The organism is Streptomyces sp. bgisy100 (assembly GCF_057709105.1).
Genome location: NZ_JBYITE010000044.1, coordinates 1 through 16,838 on the forward strand (window position 1 = coordinate 1; position 16,838 = coordinate 16,838).

General features: G+C 70.8%; 15 protein-coding genes. 4 read left to right on the forward strand and 11 right to left on the reverse strand.

The window, feature by feature from the left end; all coding sequences use genetic code 11:
* On the reverse strand, nucleotides 1-1,343 hold a 1,343-nt coding region (pafA, locus tag AC3EQ1_RS24565), incomplete at its 3' end, for a Pup--protein ligase (RefSeq protein WP_432096505.1).
* A 9-nt stretch (nucleotides 1,344-1,352) separates the two neighbouring features.
* Entirely contained in the window at nucleotides 1,353-2,612 is a 1,260-nt protein-coding gene (locus tag AC3EQ1_RS24570) for an MFS transporter (protein WP_432096506.1), read from the reverse strand.
* 306 nt (nucleotides 2,613-2,918) lie between these two features.
* On the opposite strand from AC3EQ1_RS24570, the gene AC3EQ1_RS24575 reads away from it, so the two are divergent.
* Nucleotides 2,919-3,911, forward strand: coding sequence for a LacI family DNA-binding transcriptional regulator (locus AC3EQ1_RS24575; protein ID WP_432096545.1), 993 nt, complete (start codon nucleotides 2,919-2,921; stop codon nucleotides 3,909-3,911).
* Between the two features lie 105 nt (nucleotides 3,912-4,016).
* Here AC3EQ1_RS24575 and prcA read toward each other — a convergent pair whose 3' ends face one another.
* The 5 genes from prcA to arc all read right to left on the reverse strand — a co-directional run bounded on the left by prcA (nucleotide 4,017) and on the right by arc (nucleotide 9,737).
* Nucleotides 4,017-4,796 carry a proteasome subunit alpha gene (gene prcA / locus AC3EQ1_RS24580; RefSeq protein WP_432096507.1) on the reverse strand — a complete coding sequence of 260 codons (780 nt, stop codon included), beginning with the start codon at nucleotides 4,794-4,796 and terminating at the stop codon, nucleotides 4,017-4,019.
* A gap of 74 nt (nucleotides 4,797-4,870) precedes the next feature.
* Entirely contained in the window at nucleotides 4,871-5,716 is an 846-nt protein-coding gene (gene prcB / locus AC3EQ1_RS24585) for a proteasome subunit beta (protein WP_432096508.1), read from the reverse strand.
* 110 nt (nucleotides 5,717-5,826) lie between these two features.
* Nucleotides 5,827-6,045 carry a ubiquitin-like protein Pup gene (locus tag AC3EQ1_RS24590; protein ID WP_351515111.1) on the reverse strand — a complete coding sequence of 73 codons (219 nt, stop codon included), beginning with the start codon at nucleotides 6,043-6,045 and terminating at the stop codon, nucleotides 5,827-5,829.
* A gap of 120 nt (nucleotides 6,046-6,165) precedes the next feature.
* Nucleotides 6,166-7,677, reverse strand: a complete 1,512-nt coding sequence (gene dop / locus AC3EQ1_RS24595; RefSeq protein WP_432096509.1) for a depupylase/deamidase Dop — start codon at nucleotides 7,675-7,677, stop codon at nucleotides 6,166-6,168.
* 293 nt (nucleotides 7,678-7,970) lie between these two features.
* Nucleotides 7,971-9,737 carry a proteasome ATPase gene (gene arc, locus AC3EQ1_RS24600; RefSeq protein WP_432096510.1) on the reverse strand — a complete coding sequence of 589 codons (1,767 nt, stop codon included), beginning with the start codon at nucleotides 9,735-9,737 and terminating at the stop codon, nucleotides 7,971-7,973.
* A gap of 242 nt (nucleotides 9,738-9,979) precedes the next feature.
* Here arc and AC3EQ1_RS24605 point away from each other — a divergent pair, with 242 nt between their 5' ends.
* A complete protein-coding gene (locus AC3EQ1_RS24605) occupies nucleotides 9,980-10,267 on the forward strand; it encodes a ferredoxin (RefSeq protein ID WP_351515114.1) in 288 nt (95 codons plus the stop codon).
* Nucleotides 10,268-10,271: 4 nt separating this feature from the next.
* Here the strand turns inward: AC3EQ1_RS24605 and AC3EQ1_RS24610 are convergent, their stop codons facing one another.
* The 3 genes from AC3EQ1_RS24610 to AC3EQ1_RS24620 form a co-directional block, all read right to left on the reverse strand.
* Nucleotides 10,272-10,883 (reverse strand): hypothetical protein, encoded by a 612-nt coding sequence (locus AC3EQ1_RS24610; protein WP_432096511.1) that lies wholly within the window; start codon nucleotides 10,881-10,883, stop codon nucleotides 10,272-10,274.
* A 184-nt stretch (nucleotides 10,884-11,067) separates the two neighbouring features.
* Nucleotides 11,068-11,979, reverse strand: coding sequence for a tRNA (adenine-N1)-methyltransferase (locus tag AC3EQ1_RS24615; protein WP_351515116.1), 912 nt, complete (start codon nucleotides 11,977-11,979; stop codon nucleotides 11,068-11,070).
* Between the two features lie 147 nt (nucleotides 11,980-12,126).
* Nucleotides 12,127-13,449, reverse strand: coding sequence for a site-2 protease family protein (locus tag AC3EQ1_RS24620; RefSeq protein WP_432096512.1), 1,323 nt, complete (start codon nucleotides 13,447-13,449; stop codon nucleotides 12,127-12,129).
* Here AC3EQ1_RS24620 and AC3EQ1_RS24625 point away from each other — a divergent pair.
* Together AC3EQ1_RS24625 and AC3EQ1_RS24630 are read left to right on the forward strand one after the other, a co-directional pair.
* On the forward strand, nucleotides 13,448-14,398 hold the full coding sequence (locus AC3EQ1_RS24625; protein WP_432096513.1) for a RecB family exonuclease: 951 nt from the start codon (nucleotides 13,448-13,450) through the stop codon (nucleotides 14,396-14,398). The genes AC3EQ1_RS24620 and AC3EQ1_RS24625 overlap by 2 nt on opposite strands.
* Nucleotides 14,399-14,411: 13 nt before the next feature.
* Nucleotides 14,412-15,083, forward strand: coding sequence for a response regulator (locus AC3EQ1_RS24630; protein WP_388848657.1), 672 nt, complete (start codon nucleotides 14,412-14,414; stop codon nucleotides 15,081-15,083).
* Between the two features lie 109 nt (nucleotides 15,084-15,192).
* Here AC3EQ1_RS24630 and AC3EQ1_RS24635 read toward each other — a convergent pair whose 3' ends face one another.
* Entirely contained in the window at nucleotides 15,193-16,791 is a 1,599-nt protein-coding gene (locus tag AC3EQ1_RS24635; protein ID WP_432096514.1) for an ABC transporter substrate-binding protein, read from the reverse strand.
* Between the last annotated feature and the right edge of the window lie 47 nt (nucleotides 16,792-16,838).

Genomic DNA, 16,838 nt, shown 5'->3' on the forward strand with positions numbered 1-16,838 from the left:
TTCTCCACCCGGTCGTCCACCGACCGGAACGGGTCCTTGCACAGTACGGTGCGCTGCGCCTGGTCGTTGAGCTTGAGGTGCACCCAGTCGACGGTGAAGTCCCGGCGCTGCTCCTGGGCACGCCGGATGAAGTCGCCGCGCAGCCGGGCGCGGGTGGTCTGCGGCGGCACCGACTTGCCCTCGAAAATCTTCAAGTCGTTGCAGACCCGGGCCGCTTGGCCGCGCTTCTCCAGCAGGTAGTAGAGGCCACGGCGGCGGTGGATGTCGTGGTACGCGAGGTCTATCTGCGCGATCCGCGGGTGCGACATGGTGATGTTGTTCTTGGCCCGGTACCGCTCGATGAGCTTGTACTTCATCACCCAGTCGATCTCGGTGGCGATCCGGTCCAGCTCCTGGTCGCGGACGGCCTCGAGGGTGCGGCCCCAGAGCTCCAGGACCCGCTCGACCGTGCCGCTGACGATGCCCCGGCGCTCGCAGAAGTCGACGGCCTTCTCGTAGTACTCCTGCTGGACCTCCAGGGCGGAGGCCTCGCGGCCACTGGCCAGGCGCACCTTGCGCTGTCCGGTGATGTCGTGGCTGACCTCGCGGATGGCCCGGATCGGGTTCTCCAGGGTGAGGTCACGCATCACCGTGCCCGCCTCGATCATGCGCAGCACGAGGTCGGTGGCCCCGACCTTGAGCAGCATGGTCGTCTCGGACATGTTGGAGTCGCCGACGATGACATGGAGCCTGCGGTAGCGCTCGGCGTCGGCGTGCGGTTCGTCACGGGTGTTGATGATCGGCCGGGAGCGGGTCGTCGCCGAGCTGACGCCCTCCCAGATGTGCTCCGCGCGCTGGCTGACGCAGTAGACCGCGCCACGCGGGGTCTGCAGCACCTTGCCCGCGCCGCAGAGCAGCTGCCGGGTGACGAGGAAGGGGATGAGGATGTCCGCGAGCCGGGAGAACTCCCCGTGCCGCGCCACGAGGTAGTTCTCGTGGCAGCCGTAGGAGTTTCCCGCCGAATCGGTGTTGTTCTTGAAGAGATAGACGTCGCCTGCGATTCCCTCCTCGTGCAGGCGGCGTTCTGCGTCGACGAGCAGGCCCTCGAGAATGCGCTCGCCCGCTTTGTCGTGCGTGACCAGCTCGGTCACGTTGTCGCACTCGGGGGTTGCGTATTCCGGGTGCGAGCCCACGTCCAGGTAGAGGCGGGCGCCGTTGCGCAGGAAGACATTGCTGCTGCGGCCCCAGGAAACGACACGGCGGAAGAGGTACCGCGCCACTTCGTCAGGCGACAGTCGGCGCTGTCCCCTGAACGTGCACGTGACGCCGTACTCGTTCTCCAGCCCGAAAATGCGGCGGTCCATGACTGAACATTACGCCTGATGGCCTGCTCTGAAACCGGGTTCGACGGCACCGGTTCGATCATTTTCCGCAGGGGTTTCACTCTCCGTCACACCGGAGGGAACCGCGAGGGCCCGCCGGGTGGCCAGCAGGACGAGCAGCGCACAGACTCCACCGGCTCCCGCGACCGCGAAACCCGCGGGGGTGCCGCTGTGCTCGACGGCGGGTCCCGCGGCAGCCGTTCCGACCGCCGCACCGACCGTGAACGTGGTGACCAGCCAGGAGAACGCCTCGGTCACGGTGCCGCGCGGAGCGTGCCGGTCGACGACGACGAAGGCGCAGGCGAGCGCCGGGGCCAGGAAGACCCCGGCGAGCGTGGCCAGCACGGCCATCGGGACGACGGCGGGCGTCAGGGTGAGCGGCAGATAGCCCAGCGCGAGCAGCCCCACCAGCACCTTCAGGCGCCGCTCGGGCTCGCCGGGCCACTGCCGGGCCCCGTAGACCACGCCGCCGGCGAGAGCGCCCCCGCCCACGGCGGCCATCAGCACGCCGTAGACGGTGTCCCCGCCGGTCGTGTCCGAGTACGCGAGCGCGGCCACCGCTATGGAGCCGAGCGCCATACCGACGAAGAAGAACGAGCCCAGCAGCGCGAGCAGGCCCGCCGACCGGAGGGCGCCGAGCCAGTGCGCCTCGCGGGGCGCCGAGCGCCAGGTGCGGGAGGGCTCGGAGACGACGACGGAGAGTGCGCCCAGGACCCCCAGGGCGTTGATGACCAACAGCGCCGTCGCCTCGGACCAGAGCGCCACGGAGGCCGTGACCAGCAGCGGGCCCACGGTGAACATGATCTCCTGGGCCACCGCGTCCAGGGCGTACGCGGCGTGCACCTGGTCCTCGCGGCCCAGCACGCCCGGCCACAGCGCCCGCAGCCCGCCCTCCAGCGGCGGGGTGAAGACACCGGCCACCAGCATCGCCGCGTAGGCCACCGGGAGCGGCTCGATGCCCACCACGGTGAACAGCGCCATGCCCAGCGCCGACAGCACCGCCGCGGGGAGCATCACCCGGGGCTGGCCCCAGAGGTCCACCGCGCGGCCCAGCAGGGGCTGCCCGACGGCCGTGGCGAGGCCGTAGACGGCCGACAGGACCCCGGCCAGGGTGTAGCTGCCGCCCTCCCCCCGGACGAAGAGCACGATGGCGATGGCGGCCACGGCGTTGGGCAGCCGGCCCACGAGAGTGCCCGTCAGCAGCCGGGCCGCGTGCCGTGTCCGGAGCAGTTGCGCGTAGCCCGCCGCCATGGTCCGCCCTCTCTGTCGCCCGGGCGGACCCAGGTTTTACGTATAACGTCCGTCGTTATACGTACCATGTGGCCCGTCCGCGGGTCCACCCGGAAGCCGCGGCCCGAGAACAACCCGTCCACGGGACGACGTGACGAACCGAGAACGAACGGCGGAGGCACCGTGACGAGAGCCGACAGCGGCGGCGCGCCCGGAACCGGCGGAGCCGGGAACGGCGCTCCGGAGGCCTCCGGACGCCCGGGGACCGCGGCGCCCCGGCGCTCGGGCGCCCGCCGCGGCCAGGGGGCGGCACCGGCCGCCGCCCGGGTGACGAGCCGGGATGTGGCCCGGGCCGCGGGCGTCTCGCAGGCGACGGTCTCGCTGGTGCTCGGCGACAAGTGGCGCGGCCGGGTCTCGGAGCGGACGGCCGGGGCGGTGCGGGAGGCCGCGGCGGACCTCGGCTACCGGCCCAACCTCGCGGCGCGCGACCTCCGGATGGGCCGCACCCGGACGGCGCTGCTGGTGGTGCCCGCCCTGACGAACGAGTTCTTCGCCCGGGTGCACACCGGCGCCTCCCGGGTCGCCGCCGAGCACGGGTTCGGGGTGGTGATCTACCCCTCCCCCGAGGGCGTGGGCCGGGCGCGCGACCCGTTCGACTCGTCACGGACCGCGCTGGACGGCGTCATCGCCTCCTCGATGGCGGCCGACGCGCTCGCCGCGATGCGGGCCGGCGGGCTGCCCCTGGTGATGCTGGACAGCGACCCGGCCGGGCCGGAGGCCGCCGCCACCGTGAACATCGATGTGGCCGACGGGATGCGGCAGGTGACGGAGCATCTGCTGGCCCTGGGCCACCGGCGCTTCCTCCATCTCGCACCGGCGGTGGACTCCTGGACCTTCCACGTACGGGCGGACGCTCTGGCGGACGCGCTCCGGGCAACGCCGGACGCGGTCGTCCGCACCGAGACCTCCGCGCTCACGGTCGACGCGGCGCGGCAGGCGGCCGAGCGGGCGCTGACCGGACCGGGGCCGCGGCCCACGGCCCTGGTGTGCGACGACGACGTCCTGGCCGCCGGCGCCTGCAAGGCGGTGCGGCGGCTGGGGCTGCGCGTGCCGGAGGACGTGTCGGTGACCGGCTTCGACGACCTCTCGCTGGCGACCGCGGTGGAGCCGGAGCTGACCACGGTGCGGCTGCCCGCCGAGGAGGTGGGAGCGCGGGGCATGACGGCTCTGCTGGCGGTACTGGAGAGCCGGCCGCCGGAGAGCGTGGCGCTGCCGGTGGAACTGGTCGTCCGGGACTCCACGGCCCGGGCGGCGGGCTGACGTCCGGACCGCGGAAATGCCGGTGCCCCCGACCGCCGTGGCGGTCGGGGGCACCGGCATTTCCTCCGGCACGGGTGCGGGGTGGGGGCGGCCCGCGGCCCGGCTCTACTTGTCGTCGTCCGAGGAGTCCGTGTCGTCGGGGAGCTCCAGGTCCTCGACGGCCGGTGTGTCCGAGGAGGTCTGCCCCTCCGGCTCCAGCAGCCGGGAGAGCTGACGCCCCAGGACCCGCTTGAACTTCCGCTTCTGCGGGCGCTTGCGGTCCAGGACCGCGACTTCCAGCTGCTCGGCGGTGAGGCTGCGCTCCCCGCCGTTGTTGTCCCGGGCGAGGGACTCCATGGCCAGCTTGAGCGCCTCGGCGAGGGTCATCCCGTCGCGGTGCCGCTGGTCGAGGTAGCTGCCGATCTGGTCGGAGTTGCCACCGACCGCGACCGAGCCGTGCTCGTCGACGATCGAGCCGTCGTGCGGCAGCCGGTAGATCTGGTCGTCCTCGGGGCCGTCGCCGACCTCCGCGACGATCAGCTCCACCTCGTACGGCTTCTCGCCGGCGCTGGAGAAGATGGTGCCCAGCGTCTGCGCGTAGACGTTGGCGAGGCCACGGGCCGTCACATCGTTGCGGTCGTAGGTGTAGCCGCGCAGGTCGGCGTAGCGGACGCCGCCGATGCGCAGGTTCTCGAACTCGTTGTACTTGCCGACCGCCGCGAAGGCGATCCGGTCGTAGATCTCGCTGACCTTGTGCAGCGCCCGGGACGGGTTCTCGGCGACGAAGAGGATTCCGTCGTCGTACTGCAGGACGACCACGCTGCGGCCGCGCGCGATGCCCTTGCGGGCGTACTCGGCCCGGTCGGCCATGGCCTGCTGGGGTGAGACATAGAACGGCGTCGACACCGGCTATCCGTCCCTTTCTGTCAGTGACGTGGGGCCCCCGGCGGTGACGGGGGGTGTTCCGCTCGGCCCGTCGCTCAGAGCAGCGCGGCCCGCGGGCCGTCCGGTTCCTGGAGCCGGCGCTCGTGAATGGCGCGGGCGATCTCGGAGGACTCGGCCTCCGTGAGCTTCCGGAAGCCCTCGTCGGTGATGACGGTGACGATCGGGTAGATACGGCGGGCCAGGTCCGGGCCGCCGGTGGCCGAGTCGTCGTCGGCGGCGTCGTACAGGGCCTGCACGACCAGGGTGGTGGCCTGGTCCTCGGTCAGGTCCTCGCGGTAGAGCTTCTTGAGGGCGCCGCGGGCGAAGACCGATCCGGAGCCGGTGGCCGCGAAGCCGTGCTCCTCCGAGCGCCCGCCGGTGACGTCGTAGGAGAAGATGCGGCCCCTCTCGCGGTCCACGTCCCAGCCGGCGAAGAGCGGGACGACGGCCAGCCCCTGGAGGGCCATGCCGAGGTTGTTCCGGATCATCGTGGAGAGCCGGTTCGCCTTGCCCTCGAGGGAGAGTTGGGCTCCCTCGACCTTCTCGAAGTGCTCCAGCTCCAGCTGGAAGAGCTTCACCATCTCCACGGCGAGACCGGCCGTGCCGGCGATGCCCACCGCGGAGTACTCGTCGGCCGGGAAGACCTTCTCGATGTCGCGCTGCGCGATGACATTGCCCATCGTCGCCCGCCGGTCGCCGGCCAGCACCACGCCGCCCGGGAAGGTCGCCGCGACGATCGTCGTGCCGTGCGGGATCTCCACCGCGCCCTGCACCGGCGGCAAGGACCGCTTGCCGGGGAGCAGTTCCGGCGAGTGCTCCGCCAGGAAATCCATGAAGGACGACGAGCCGGGCGTCAGGAAGGCAGCCGGCAGACGCCCTGTGCTACGAGTGTTGGCTTCCACACGATTCCTTCCACCAGATCTTGGAATTCTGCACGGACCTTACCCGGGGCCGTGAATATCACCCGTCCCGCGCCCCCTCGCCAGAGGACGCGGGACGGATCGCGCCGGTGCTACTGGCCGCCCTTCTGTACGAAAGACCGCACGAAGTCCTCTGCGTTCTCCTCGAGGACGTCGTCGATCTCGTCCAGGACGGAGTCCACGTCGTCCGACAACTTCTCCTGGCGCTCCTTGAGGTCCTCGGAGGCCTGCGCGTCCTGCGCGGTCTCCTCGACCTCCTCGGTGGAGCGTGTCGACTTCTGCTGTCCGCCGCCGGTGTCCTTGGTCGCCATATCCCTCACCCCGCTCGGTTGGACGTACAAGATCAGACCCTACTCGCAGGGCCCGACATCGGCTCTGCACTTACCTCAACGTCCGGGAGCCACCTCGATGATTCCCTGATCGGCGCCCTTTCAGCCCCCCGAGAGCACCCTCACCAGCTCTTCCGCCGTACGACAGCGGTCCAGGAGCTCCTTGACGTGGTTACGGGTGCCGCGCAGCGGCTCCAGCGTCGGCACGCGCTGCAGGGAGTCCCGGCCGGGGAGGTCGAAGATGACCGAGTCCCAGGAGGCGGCGGCCACGTCGTCGGCGTACTGTTCCAGGCAGCGCCCCCGGAAGTAGGCACGCGTGTCCTCCGGCGGCTTCGCCAGGGCCCGCTGGACCGCGGACTCCTCCAGCAGGCGCTTCATCTTGCCGCGGGCCACCAGACGGTTGTAGAGGCCCTTGTCGGGGCGTACGTCGGCGTACTGCAGGTCCACCAGGTGCAGCCGGGCGGCGTCCCAGTCCAGGCCGTCGCGGCGCCGGTAGCCCTCCAGGAGCTCCCGCTTCGCGACCCAGTCCAGCTCGCCCGAGAGGCTCATGGGGTCGCGCTCCAGCCGGTTCAGCACGTCCTCCCAGCGGCTCAGGACGTCCTTGGTCTGCTCGTCCGCGTCGGCCCCGTAGCGGTCCTCGACGTACTTCCTGGCGAGCTCGAAGTACTCCATCTGGAGCTGGACCGCGGTGAGCGACCGGCCGTTACGGAGTGTGATCAGGTGGCGCAGGGAAGGGTCGTGCGAGACCTGGTGCAGCGTGCGTACGGGCTGGTCGACGGCCAGGTCGACGGCGATGAAGCCGTCCTCGATCATGGACAGCACCAGGGAGGTGGTGCCCAGCTTGAGGAAGGTGGAGATCTCCGAGAGGTTGGCGTCCCCGATGATGACGTGCAGCCGGCGGTACTTCTCGGCGTCGGCGTGCGGCTCGTCCCGGGTGTTGATGATGGGCCGCTTCAGGGTGGTCTCCAGCCCCACCTCGACCTCGAAGTAGTCCGCGCGCTGACTGAGCTGGAAGCCGTGCTCGTGGCCGTCCTGCCCGATGCCGACGCGGCCGGCGCCCGTGACCACCTGGCGGGAGACGAAGAACGGCGTCAGATGGCGCACGATGTCGGAGAACGGGGTCTCCCGCTTCATCAGGTAGTTCTCGTGCGTGCCGTAGGACGCGCCCTTGTTGTCGGTGTTGTTCTTGTACAGATGGATCGGCTGCGAGCCCGGGACCTGGGCGGCGCGCTCGGCGGCCTCCGCCATGATCCGCTCGCCGGCCTTGTCCCAGAGCACCGCGTCGCGCGGGTTGGTGACCTCCGGGGCGCTGTACTCCGGGTGGGCGTGGTCCACGTAGAGCCGGGCGCCGTTGGTCAGGATGACGTTGGCCAGACCGATGTCCTCGTCGGTGAGCTGGCTGGAGTCCGCGGTCTCGCGAGCGAGGTCGAAGCCGCGGGCGTCCCGCAGCGGGTTCTCCTCCTCGAAGTCCCAGCGGGCGCGGCGCGCCCGGTGCATCGCCGCCGCGTAGGCATTGACGATCTGGGACGAGGTGAGCATGGCATTGGCGTTCGGGTGACCGGGGACGGAGATCCCGTACTCCGTCTCGATGCCCATTACTCGCCGTACGGTCATGCGGCCCTCCTTGCCCGGCGCCGCCCCGGGATGGGGTGGGCGCTCAAGTACCGCTGCTTCTCCGATGCGTATGCGGTGCCCGTCCCCGCGCTGTGCGACTCGGCGGTACCCCTGAGCCTAGAACGCCTCGGCGGTGGTGGGGAGATCATTTTCGTCATTGCTCGGATCCGGTGCGTAACCGACCGGGTCCTCCTGGGTGACGACCCCCGGGTGTGCGGGAACGCAACCGGCTGCGGACGCCCCGCGGGTCCCCCGCCGGAGCGGGGGCAGGGCATCCGCAGCCGGACCGCCGCTTACAGGTACTGACCGGTGTTCGCCACCGTGTCGATGGACCGGCCGGTGTCCGCGCCCTGCTTTCCGGTGACGAGGGTGCGGATGAAGACGATCCGCTCGCCCTTCTTGCCGGAGATCCGGGCCCAGTCGTCCGGGTTGGTCGTGTTCGGCAGGTCCTCGTTCTCCTTGAACTCGTCCACGCAGGCGGCGAGCAGGTGGGAGACGCGCAGACCCTTCTGGTCGTGGTCGAGGAAGGCCTTGATCGCCATCTTCTTGGCCCGGTCCACGATGTTCTGGATCATCGCGCCCGAGTTGAAGTCCTTGAAGTACAGGACCTCCTTGTCGCCGTTGGCGTACGTGACCTCCAGGAAACGGTTCTCCTCGGATTCCGCGTACATCTGCTCGACGACCGACTGGATCATGCCGTCGACCGCGGCCTCCGGCGAGCCCCGGTGCTCGGCGAGGTCGTCCGAGTGCAGCGGCAGCGACGCCTTCAGGTACTTCGCGAAGATGTCCTTGGCCGCCTCGGCGTCCGGGCGCTCGATCTTGATCTTCACATCGAGCCGGCCGGGACGGAGGATCGCCGGGTCGATCATGTCCTCACGGTTGGAGGCACCGATGACGATGACGTTCTCCAGGCCCTCCACACCGTCGATCTCGGCGAGCAGCTGCGGGACGATGGTGTTCTCCACGTCCGAGCTGACACCGGACCCACGGGTCCGGAAGAGGGACTCCATCTCGTCGAAGAAGACGATGACGGGGGTGCCCTCGCTGGCCTTCTCCCGCGCCCGCTGGAAGACCAGACGGATGTGCCGCTCGGTCTCGCCGACGTACTTGTTGAGCAGCTCCGGGCCCTTGATATTGAGGAAGTAGCTCTTCCCCGCGGGCTGCCCGGTCACCTCGGCGACCTTCTTGGCAAGGGAGTTGGCCACGGCCTTGGCGATGAGCGTCTTGCCGCAGCCGGGCGGGCCGTACAGCAGCACACCCTTGGGCGGCCGCAGTTCGTGCTCCTTGAAGAGGTCGGGGTAGAGGTAGGGGAGCTCGACGGCGTCCCGGATCAGTTCGATCTGGTTGCCCAGGCCGCCGATCCGGTCGTAGTCGATGTCCGGGACCTCTTCGAGGACGAGCTCCTCGACCTCGCTCTTCGGCACGACCTCGTAGACGTAGCCGGAGCGGGGCTCGAGCAGCAGGGCGTCACCGGAGCGGATGGTGGCGTCCAGCAGCGGCTCGGCGAGCCGCACCACCTTCTCCTCGTCGGTGTGCCCGACCACCAGGGCCCGCTCGCCGTCCTCGAGGATCTCCTTGAGGGTGACGATCTCCCCGGCCCGCTCGAACTCCATGGCCTCGACCACGTTGAGCGCCTCGTTGAGCATGACCTCCTGGCCGCGCCGGAGGTCCTCGAGCTCGACGCTGGGGCTGACGTTCACCCGGAGCTTGCGGCCCCCGGTGAAGATGTCCGCCGTGCCGTCCTCGTTCGCCTGCAGGAAGACCCCGAAGCCGGCCGGCGGCTGAGCGAGCCGGTCGACCTCTTCCTTGAGGGCCACGATCTGGTCCCGGGCTTCACGCAGCGTGTTCGCGAGCCGTTCGTTCTGCGCCGAGACGCCGGCCAGGTTGGTCTGCAACTCGACGATCCGCTCTTCGAGAATCCTCGTGTGTCGCGGAGAGTCGGCGAGCTTGCGGCGCAGGACGGCGATTTCCTGCTCGAGATAGGCAACCTGGCCGGCAGGGTCTTCAGACCCCCGCCCCGGCCGGATGCCGCGGTTGATGTCGTCGTCGTGGGCTGCCACGGTCCTCACCTCCTCCAAGGGGAGCTGGACGCTTCCTGACCCTACCTGGGCAGGTGCGGGTTGAAACCCCTAGATCACAAAGACGGTCGGGGTGTGTCCGATCTTCACCCTTGCGTACGTCCTCACGCCAGGGGGATACCCACCCACAAACATCGGAAAGCGACCGGTTGTATCGTCGGGACGGTCAACACCCGTCAGGGCTGGCTCCAATTGGTTCGTGTATCCAGAGAACGGCAGGCGATATGAGCGCACAGAACGACGCCCTCGAGGTCTGGATCGACCAGGACCTCTGCACCGGCGACGGCATCTGCGCCCAGTACGCCCCCGAGGTGTTCGAGCTGGACATCGACGGTCTGGCCTATGTCAAGGGCACCGACGAGGAGCTGCTCGCCGACCCGGGCGCCACAACGCCGGTGCCCCTCCCCCTGCTCAACGAGGTGGTCGACTCGGCCAAGGAGTGCCCGGGCGACTGCATCCACGTGCGTCGGGTTTCGGACAAGGTCGAGGTGTACGGCCCCGACGCCGAGTGACGGCTCAGACACTCCCCGCGACGGGCAGGGCGACGAGCTCGAACTTGCCGTCGTTCCAGTGCCATTCGACCTTTCGCTGCCGGTCCGGGCAGCAGCGCGGCACGTCCTTCGAGGAGTAGCCGGCCAGGGTCGCGGAGACGGTGTGTCCGCGCACCGCGAAATCGGTGACGCTCATCCCCTCCCGGGGGTCGAGGAAGGTCTCCACGATCCTCGGCCGCCCGGCGCCGTGGGCGAGCACGTAGATGCCGCTCGGCCGGGTGCCCATACCGGCGCTGCAGCGCACCACGGCCACGGTCTCGGCCCGGCCGTCGCCGTCGAGGTCCGCCGCCCCCTTCCGGACCACCTGGATCTTCTCCGGTCCGCAGTCGACCGGGTACCGGGCCTTCGCCGCGTCCGGTCCGCCGGCGGCCGGGAGCGGGGCCCGCGGGGACGCCGGGGCGTCGGCGACCGCGACCGGCGGCCGGGCGGTGGCGGTGGAGGGCTGGAGCAGCGACGAGGCGCCCAGCAGAGCGGCGAGCGCGGTCCCGGTGACGATCCAGTGGAGCGGCCGGGAGCGGGTGTGCGGGAGATCCGGGCGGGGCGGCGGGAAGGACTCGGGGCCGGCCGAGGGCTGCACGCGGGGTGTCTCCTGTGGAAGCGGAGCCGATGGGGTGGCCAGCATCGTGCCACATGTCACACCGGGTGAGGAACGGCCGGGGCCGTGCTTCCTGCCGCGGATCCGGAACGGCGCCGCCGCCGGACTCCCCATGGGGAAGTCGGCGGCGGCGCCGGGAGGTTGTCCGGACGGGCCGGGCGGGGGCTCAGCCGCGCTCGGCGGAGCCTCCGGTGCCCTTGCCGGGACCGGAGTAGTCCTCGCCGTAGGCGCCCTTGGCCGGGCGGCGGCGGCGCAGCGGCGGCTCGACGCCGTCCGCGAGGCGGCGGGCGGTGAGCAGGAAGCCGGTGTGGCCGATCATCCGGTGGTCCGGGCGGACGGCCAGGCCCTCGACGTGCCAGGTGCGGACCATGGTCTCCCAGGCCGACGGCTCGTTGAAGGTGCCGTGCTCTCGGATGGCCTCCACGGTGCGCGCCATCTGCGTGGTGGTGGCGACGTACGCGCAGAGGATGCCGCCGGGGACGAGGGCCTTGGACACGGCGTCCAGGCACTCCCAGGGCGCCAGCATGTCCAGGATGACCCGGTCGACCTCGGTGTCGGAGAGGTTGTCCTGGAGGTCGCCGACGGTGAGCTGCCACGCCGGGTGGTCGTCACCGAAGTAGCGGCGGACGTTCTGCGCGGCGATCTCGGCGAAGTCGGCGCGGCGCTCGTAGGAGTGCAGCATGCCCTGGTCGCCGACGGCCCGCAGCAGGAAGGTGCTCAGCGAGCCGGAGCCCACACCCGCCTCGACGACCCGCGCCCCGGGGAAGATGTCGGCCATCGCCAGGATCTGGCCCGCATCCTTCGGGTACACCACGGCTGCGCCGCGCGGCATGGACAGGACATAGTCGGGGAGCAGGGGGCGCAGCGCGAGGTAGGCGACGTTCCCCGTGGTACGGACAACACTGCCCTCGGGAGCACCGATCAGCTCGTCGTGCGGGAAGGCACCCTTGTGGGTGTGGAAGCTCTTCCCGGCCTCGAGCGTGAAGGTGTAGTGGCGTCCCTTGGGGTCGGTGAGCTGGACCTGGTCCCCGACCTGGAAGGGCCCGCGACGGCGGGCGGCACCGGTCGGTTCGGACATGTGAACAGCCTACCTGGGCCGCTCGGCCCGAACGGCCACGGGACCTCGGGCCGAGTGGGGCCCTGCCTCAGGTGCTCGGGTGCCTCGGACCCTTGGAGGGTCTCAGGCGCTCGGGCCTCAAGCACTCGGGCCTCAGGCACTCGGGCCTCAGGCGCTCGGGCGGGCCATGGCGGCGACGAAGGCCCGTTCGACGTCGGCGGTGGACAGCACGCCGTAGATCTCCCCGGTCTCCTCGACGACCAGGTACTCAGTGGCCGGTGTGGCGCGCAGGGCGTCCAGCAGCTCCTCGCCTGACAGCTCGGCGGAGACCCGCATGCCCGGCTTGAGTTCCTGGGCCAGGCCGCTGACCGCGACCCAGGGGCGCCGGTGCTCGGGAACGCCGACGATGGCCGCCTCCCGGACCACCGCCACCGGGGTGCCGTCGCCGTCGACCACGACCAGGGCGCGGGCCCCGGCCTCGTTGGCCCGGCGCAGCGCCTCGGAGAGCGGGGTGTCGGACGCGACGGGGACGGCGCGCCGGGTGAGGTTGCGGGCCCGGAGCTCCGGGAGGTGTTCGCGCAGCCGGGCCATCCGCAGGCTGTTCCCGGCGCCGGTCCAGATGATCGCGGCGAGGATGGCGGCCAGCAGGGCGTCGGTGATGGTGTCGACGCCGCCGAGGTCCTGGGTGGAGGTGCCGAGCGCCCCGGTGTGGGTGAGCAGCGGCAGGCCCACCAGGACCGCGACGGCCAGCGCCCGGCCCGTCCAGGCGGCCGCCACGGTGCCGGTCATCGGCTTGCCGCTGAGCTTCCAGACGACGGCCCGCAGCATCCGGCCGCCGTCCAGCGGCAGGCCGGGGAGCAGGTTGAAGGCCGCGACGATCAGGTTGGAGATCATCAGGCCCGCCAGCAGCACGCCCGGGACGGTGCCGGGTTCGACGGCGGCCATGCCGAGGTAGAAGACGCCCGCGAGCACCAGCGAGAGCAGCGGGCCGACGGCGGCGAGCACGAATTCCCGGCCCGGTGACTCGGACTCCTTCTCGATCTCCGAGACGCCGCCGAAGAACTGCAGCTGGATGCGGCGGACCGGCAGCTTGAAGCGCAGGGCCGCCACCGTGTGCGCGAGTTCGTGGACCAGCACCGAGGCGTAGAAGGCGACGGCGAAGAACAGGGACACCAGATAGCGCAGGTTCCCCAGCTCCGGCAGGACCCGCTCCAGCTGGCCGCCGAAGACCCAGGTGATGAGCGCCGCGACCAGGAACCAGCTGGGAGCGACATAGACAGGGACCCCGAAGAGCCGGCCCATGAGGAGCCCGCCGCCCGTCTCGCGGGGCCTCTGCGGCTTCCCGCTCTCGCCGCTCTCGTCCACGATGTCCTCTCGTCCCTGTCGGCCCCCGCTCCCGTCCGGTGCGTCACGCGGTCCGGGGTGCGAGGGGGTCTGACGTCGATGGTATGCGTCCGGATGTCGGTGACGGGCCGTAGGGTCGTGCGCCATGGGAACCAGCACCGACCACCCCGCCGGCGAGCGACCGCGGACGCTGTCGCCGTCGCGCGCCGGGGACTTCATGACCTGCCCGCTGCTGTACCGCTTCCGGGTGATCGACCGGTTGCCGGAGCGGCCCAGCGAGGCGGCTACCCGGGGCACGCTGGTGCATGCGGTGCTGGAGCGGCTCTTCGACGACCCTGCGGCGGAGCGCACCGCCGGGCGGGCCCGGTCCATGGTCGCGGGTGAATGGGAGCGGCTGCTGGCCGCCCGGCCGGAGCTGGTGGAGCTGTTCGCCGAGGAGGGCGCGGACGGCCCTCAGGCCGCCGAGGGGACGGCCGCGGCGCCGGACCCGGAGCGGCTGGCGCGCTGGCTGGCGGACGCGGAGCGGCTGGTGGAGCGGTGGTTCACGCTGGAGGACCCGACGCGACTGGAGCCCTCGGAGCGCGAGCTGTTCGTGGAGACGCAGCTCGACTCGGGGCTGACCCTGCGCGGCATCATCGACCGCGTGGACGTGGCGCCGACGGGTGAGGTGCGGATCGTCGACTACAAGACCGGGAAGGCGCCCCGGCCCGAGTACGCGGCCGGCGCGCTGTTCCAGATGAAGTTCTACGGGCTGGTGCTCTGGCGGCTGCGCGGAGTCCTGCCCCGCCGGCTCCAGCTGGTCTACCTGGGCAGCGGCGAGGTCCTCAGCCACGACCCGACCGAGGCGGATCTGCGGGCGGTGGAGCGCAAGCTGCTGGCGCTGTGGGAGGCGATCGGGCGGGCGACCGAGACCGGCGACTGGCGCCCGCGCCGCAGCAAGCTGTGCGGCTGGTGCGACCACCAGGCGTTCTGCCCGGAGTTCGGGGGCACTCCCCCGCCCTACCCGCTGCCGCTGATCCCCGCGCCCGCCCGTCCGGTGGACGCGGTCCCGGAGGAGTCCGCGGACGGCGGTCAGGGCAGAATGGGGCCGGTCTAGCGAAGGAGTTCCTGTGGCGATCCGCGTCCTACTGGTCGACGACCAGCCGCTGCTGCGCACCGGTTTCCGGATGATCCTCGAGGCCGAGCAGGATCTGGCCGTGGTGGGCGAAGCGGGCGACGGGCTGCAGGCGCTCGACCAGGTGCGCGCGCTCCAGCCCGACGTGGTGCTGATGGACATCCGGATGCCCAGGATGGACGGCGTCGAGGCGACCCGGCAGATCACCGGTCCGGGACGGGACGGGCCCGCCAAGGTGCTGGTGCTGACCACGTTCGATCTGGACGAGTACGTGGTGGAGGCGCTGCGGGCGGGGGCCAGCGGCTTCCTGCTGAAGGACGCGCCCGCGCACGAGCTCGTCCAGGCGATCCGGGTGGTCGCGGCGGGTGAGGCGATGCTGGCTCCGAGCATCACCCGGCGGCTGCTCGACAAGTACGCGGGGAAGCTGCCGTCCGGGGAGGACCCGGTTCCGGACACCCTGCACACGCTGACCGACCGCGAGGTCGAGGTGCTCAAGCTGGTCGCTCGCGGGCTGTCGAACGCGGAGATCGCCGCGGACCTGTTCGTGAGCGAGACGACGGTCAAGACGCACGTCGGGCATGTGCTGACCAAGCTGGGGCTGCGGGACCGGGTGCAGGCCGCGGTCTACGCCTACGAGAGCGGACTGGTGCGGCCCGGCGCGCAGTGAGAGCGCGCCGGGCCGGTGCCGGTGGGGTTCCCGGGCGGTGCCGGTGGGATTCCGGCCGGTGCCGGTGTCCCGTGCGGGTCCCCGGCGCGGCCGGGGACCCGGGGGCGGACTACTCGTCGGTGCCCTTGCTGATCTCCCAGAAGCGGAACACCGTCGAGGGGTCGAGGGTCCACTCCAGGCCGGAGACGTTGTTCCGGGCCACCGCGTACTGCTTGCCCTGCCACAGCGGCAGCACCGGCAGCTCGTCGGCCACGATGTCCTGCATCTCCTTGAAGCTGCTCTCGGTCGCCGCCCGGTTGGCCTCGGCCGCGGTCGTCGGTATCAGCTGGTCGGCGATGCGCTCGGAGTTGTAGTTGTTCGCCAGCACGTTGCCCTCGCCGAAGAACGGGGCGGTGAAGTTGTCCGGGTCCGGGTAGTCCGGCACCCAGCCCTTGACGTAGGCGCCGTACTTCCCGCTCTCCACGCCCTTCTCGAACGTGTCGATCGGGACGCTCTTGACCCGGGCCTCGAAGAGCCCGCTGGCGTTCAGCTGCCGGGCGAGCTGCTGGAACCCGGGCACCGTGCCGGGGCCGTACCGGGACGGAGTGGCCCAGAGCGTCAGCTTCACCTTGCCGTCGATGCCGGCGGAGCGGAGCGCGGCGGCGGCCTTGGCGGTCTGCGGCCGGTCCCCGTAGCTGTCGAAGAACGCGGTGTTGTGCCCGGTGATCCCGGCCGGGACGATCGAGTACAGCGGCTTGGCGGTGCGCATGTAGACGTCCCGCACGAGCGCGCCGCGGTCCACCAGGTACGCGATGGCCTTGCGCACCTGGGGCTTGCCGAGCACCGGGTCGTCGACGTTGAAGACCAGGTGCTGGACCTCGGCGCTGGTGCCCTCGACGACCTCGACGCCGCCGGAGCCGCCGTTCGTGGAGGTGGCCAGTCCGGCGATGTCCTTCATGGCGAGGCCGCGGTAGGCGAGGTCGACGTCCCCCTTCTGGACGGCGTTCTTCAGGGCCTTCTGGTCGTCCTGGAAGAACTTCATCGTCATGCCGGAGTTCTTGACCTCGGCCGGGCCCTTGTAGCCGGGGTTGACCGAGAACTTCGCCTCCTTCTTCCGGTCGAAGGAGTCCATCCGGTAGACGCCGGAGCCCACGGCCCGGCCGTCGGTGCGCAGCGCGTCCGGCTTGTACTCGCGGTGGTCCACGATCGAGCCCGCGCCCGAGGCGATCTTCATGGGGAAGGTCGCGTCGGAGCGCTTGAGGTCGAACACCACCGTCTTGTCGTCCGGCGTCTTGATGTTCTTGATCGAGGACAGCATGACGGCGGGGCCGTCCTTGTCCTTGATCCGTAGGGTGCGGCGGAAGGAGAACGCCACGTCCTCGGAGGTGAGGCTGTTGCCGTTGCTGAACTTCAGGCCGTCCTTGAGGACGCACCGGTAGACCTTGCTGTTGCTGTCGTCGAAGCCGCAGCGCTCGGCCGCCTCGGGCTCCGGCTCGGTGCCGCCCCGGGGGAAGCTCATCAACGACTGGAAGACGTTGTTGAACATGACCCAGGACGCCGGGTCGTAGCCGGAGGCGGGGTCGGTGGACACGACCTCGTCCGTCATTCCCATGACGATCGGTTCCCCCGTACCGGCCGTCTCCGCGTCATCCGATCCGCATCCGGAGAGCAGACCGGCGGCGAGCCCAGCCCCGAGCGGGGCGGCGAGCCACTGATGACGTTTCCTCACGCGCACGTTCCTCACACTTTTCTCTGATGTCGTTGTGCGGATTCCGC

What these genes read in the sequence shown, in the direction of transcription:
- AC3EQ1_RS24625 (WP_432096513.1), top strand. Translation starts at nt 13,448, where the DNA reads ATGGGAACCAGCACCGACCACCCCGCCGGCGAGCGACCGCGGACGCTG.
- dop (WP_432096509.1), bottom strand. Translation starts at nt 7,677, where the DNA reads ATGACCGTACGGCGAGTAATGGGCATCGAGACGGAGTACGGGATCTCC.
- AC3EQ1_RS24620 (WP_432096512.1), bottom strand. Translation starts at nt 13,449, where the DNA reads ATGGCGCACGACCCTACGGCCCGTCACCGACATCCGGACGCATACCAT.
- AC3EQ1_RS24615 (WP_351515116.1), bottom strand. Translation starts at nt 11,979, where the DNA reads ATGTCCGAACCGACCGGTGCCGCCCGCCGTCGCGGGCCCTTCCAGGTC.
- AC3EQ1_RS24590 (WP_351515111.1), bottom strand. Translation starts at nt 6,045, where the DNA reads ATGGCGACCAAGGACACCGGCGGCGGACAGCAGAAGTCGACACGCTCC.
- AC3EQ1_RS24570 (WP_432096506.1), bottom strand. Translation starts at nt 2,612, where the DNA reads ATGGCGGCGGGCTACGCGCAACTGCTCCGGACACGGCACGCGGCCCGG.
- AC3EQ1_RS24605 (WP_351515114.1), top strand. Translation starts at nt 9,980, where the DNA reads ATGAGCGCACAGAACGACGCCCTCGAGGTCTGGATCGACCAGGACCTC.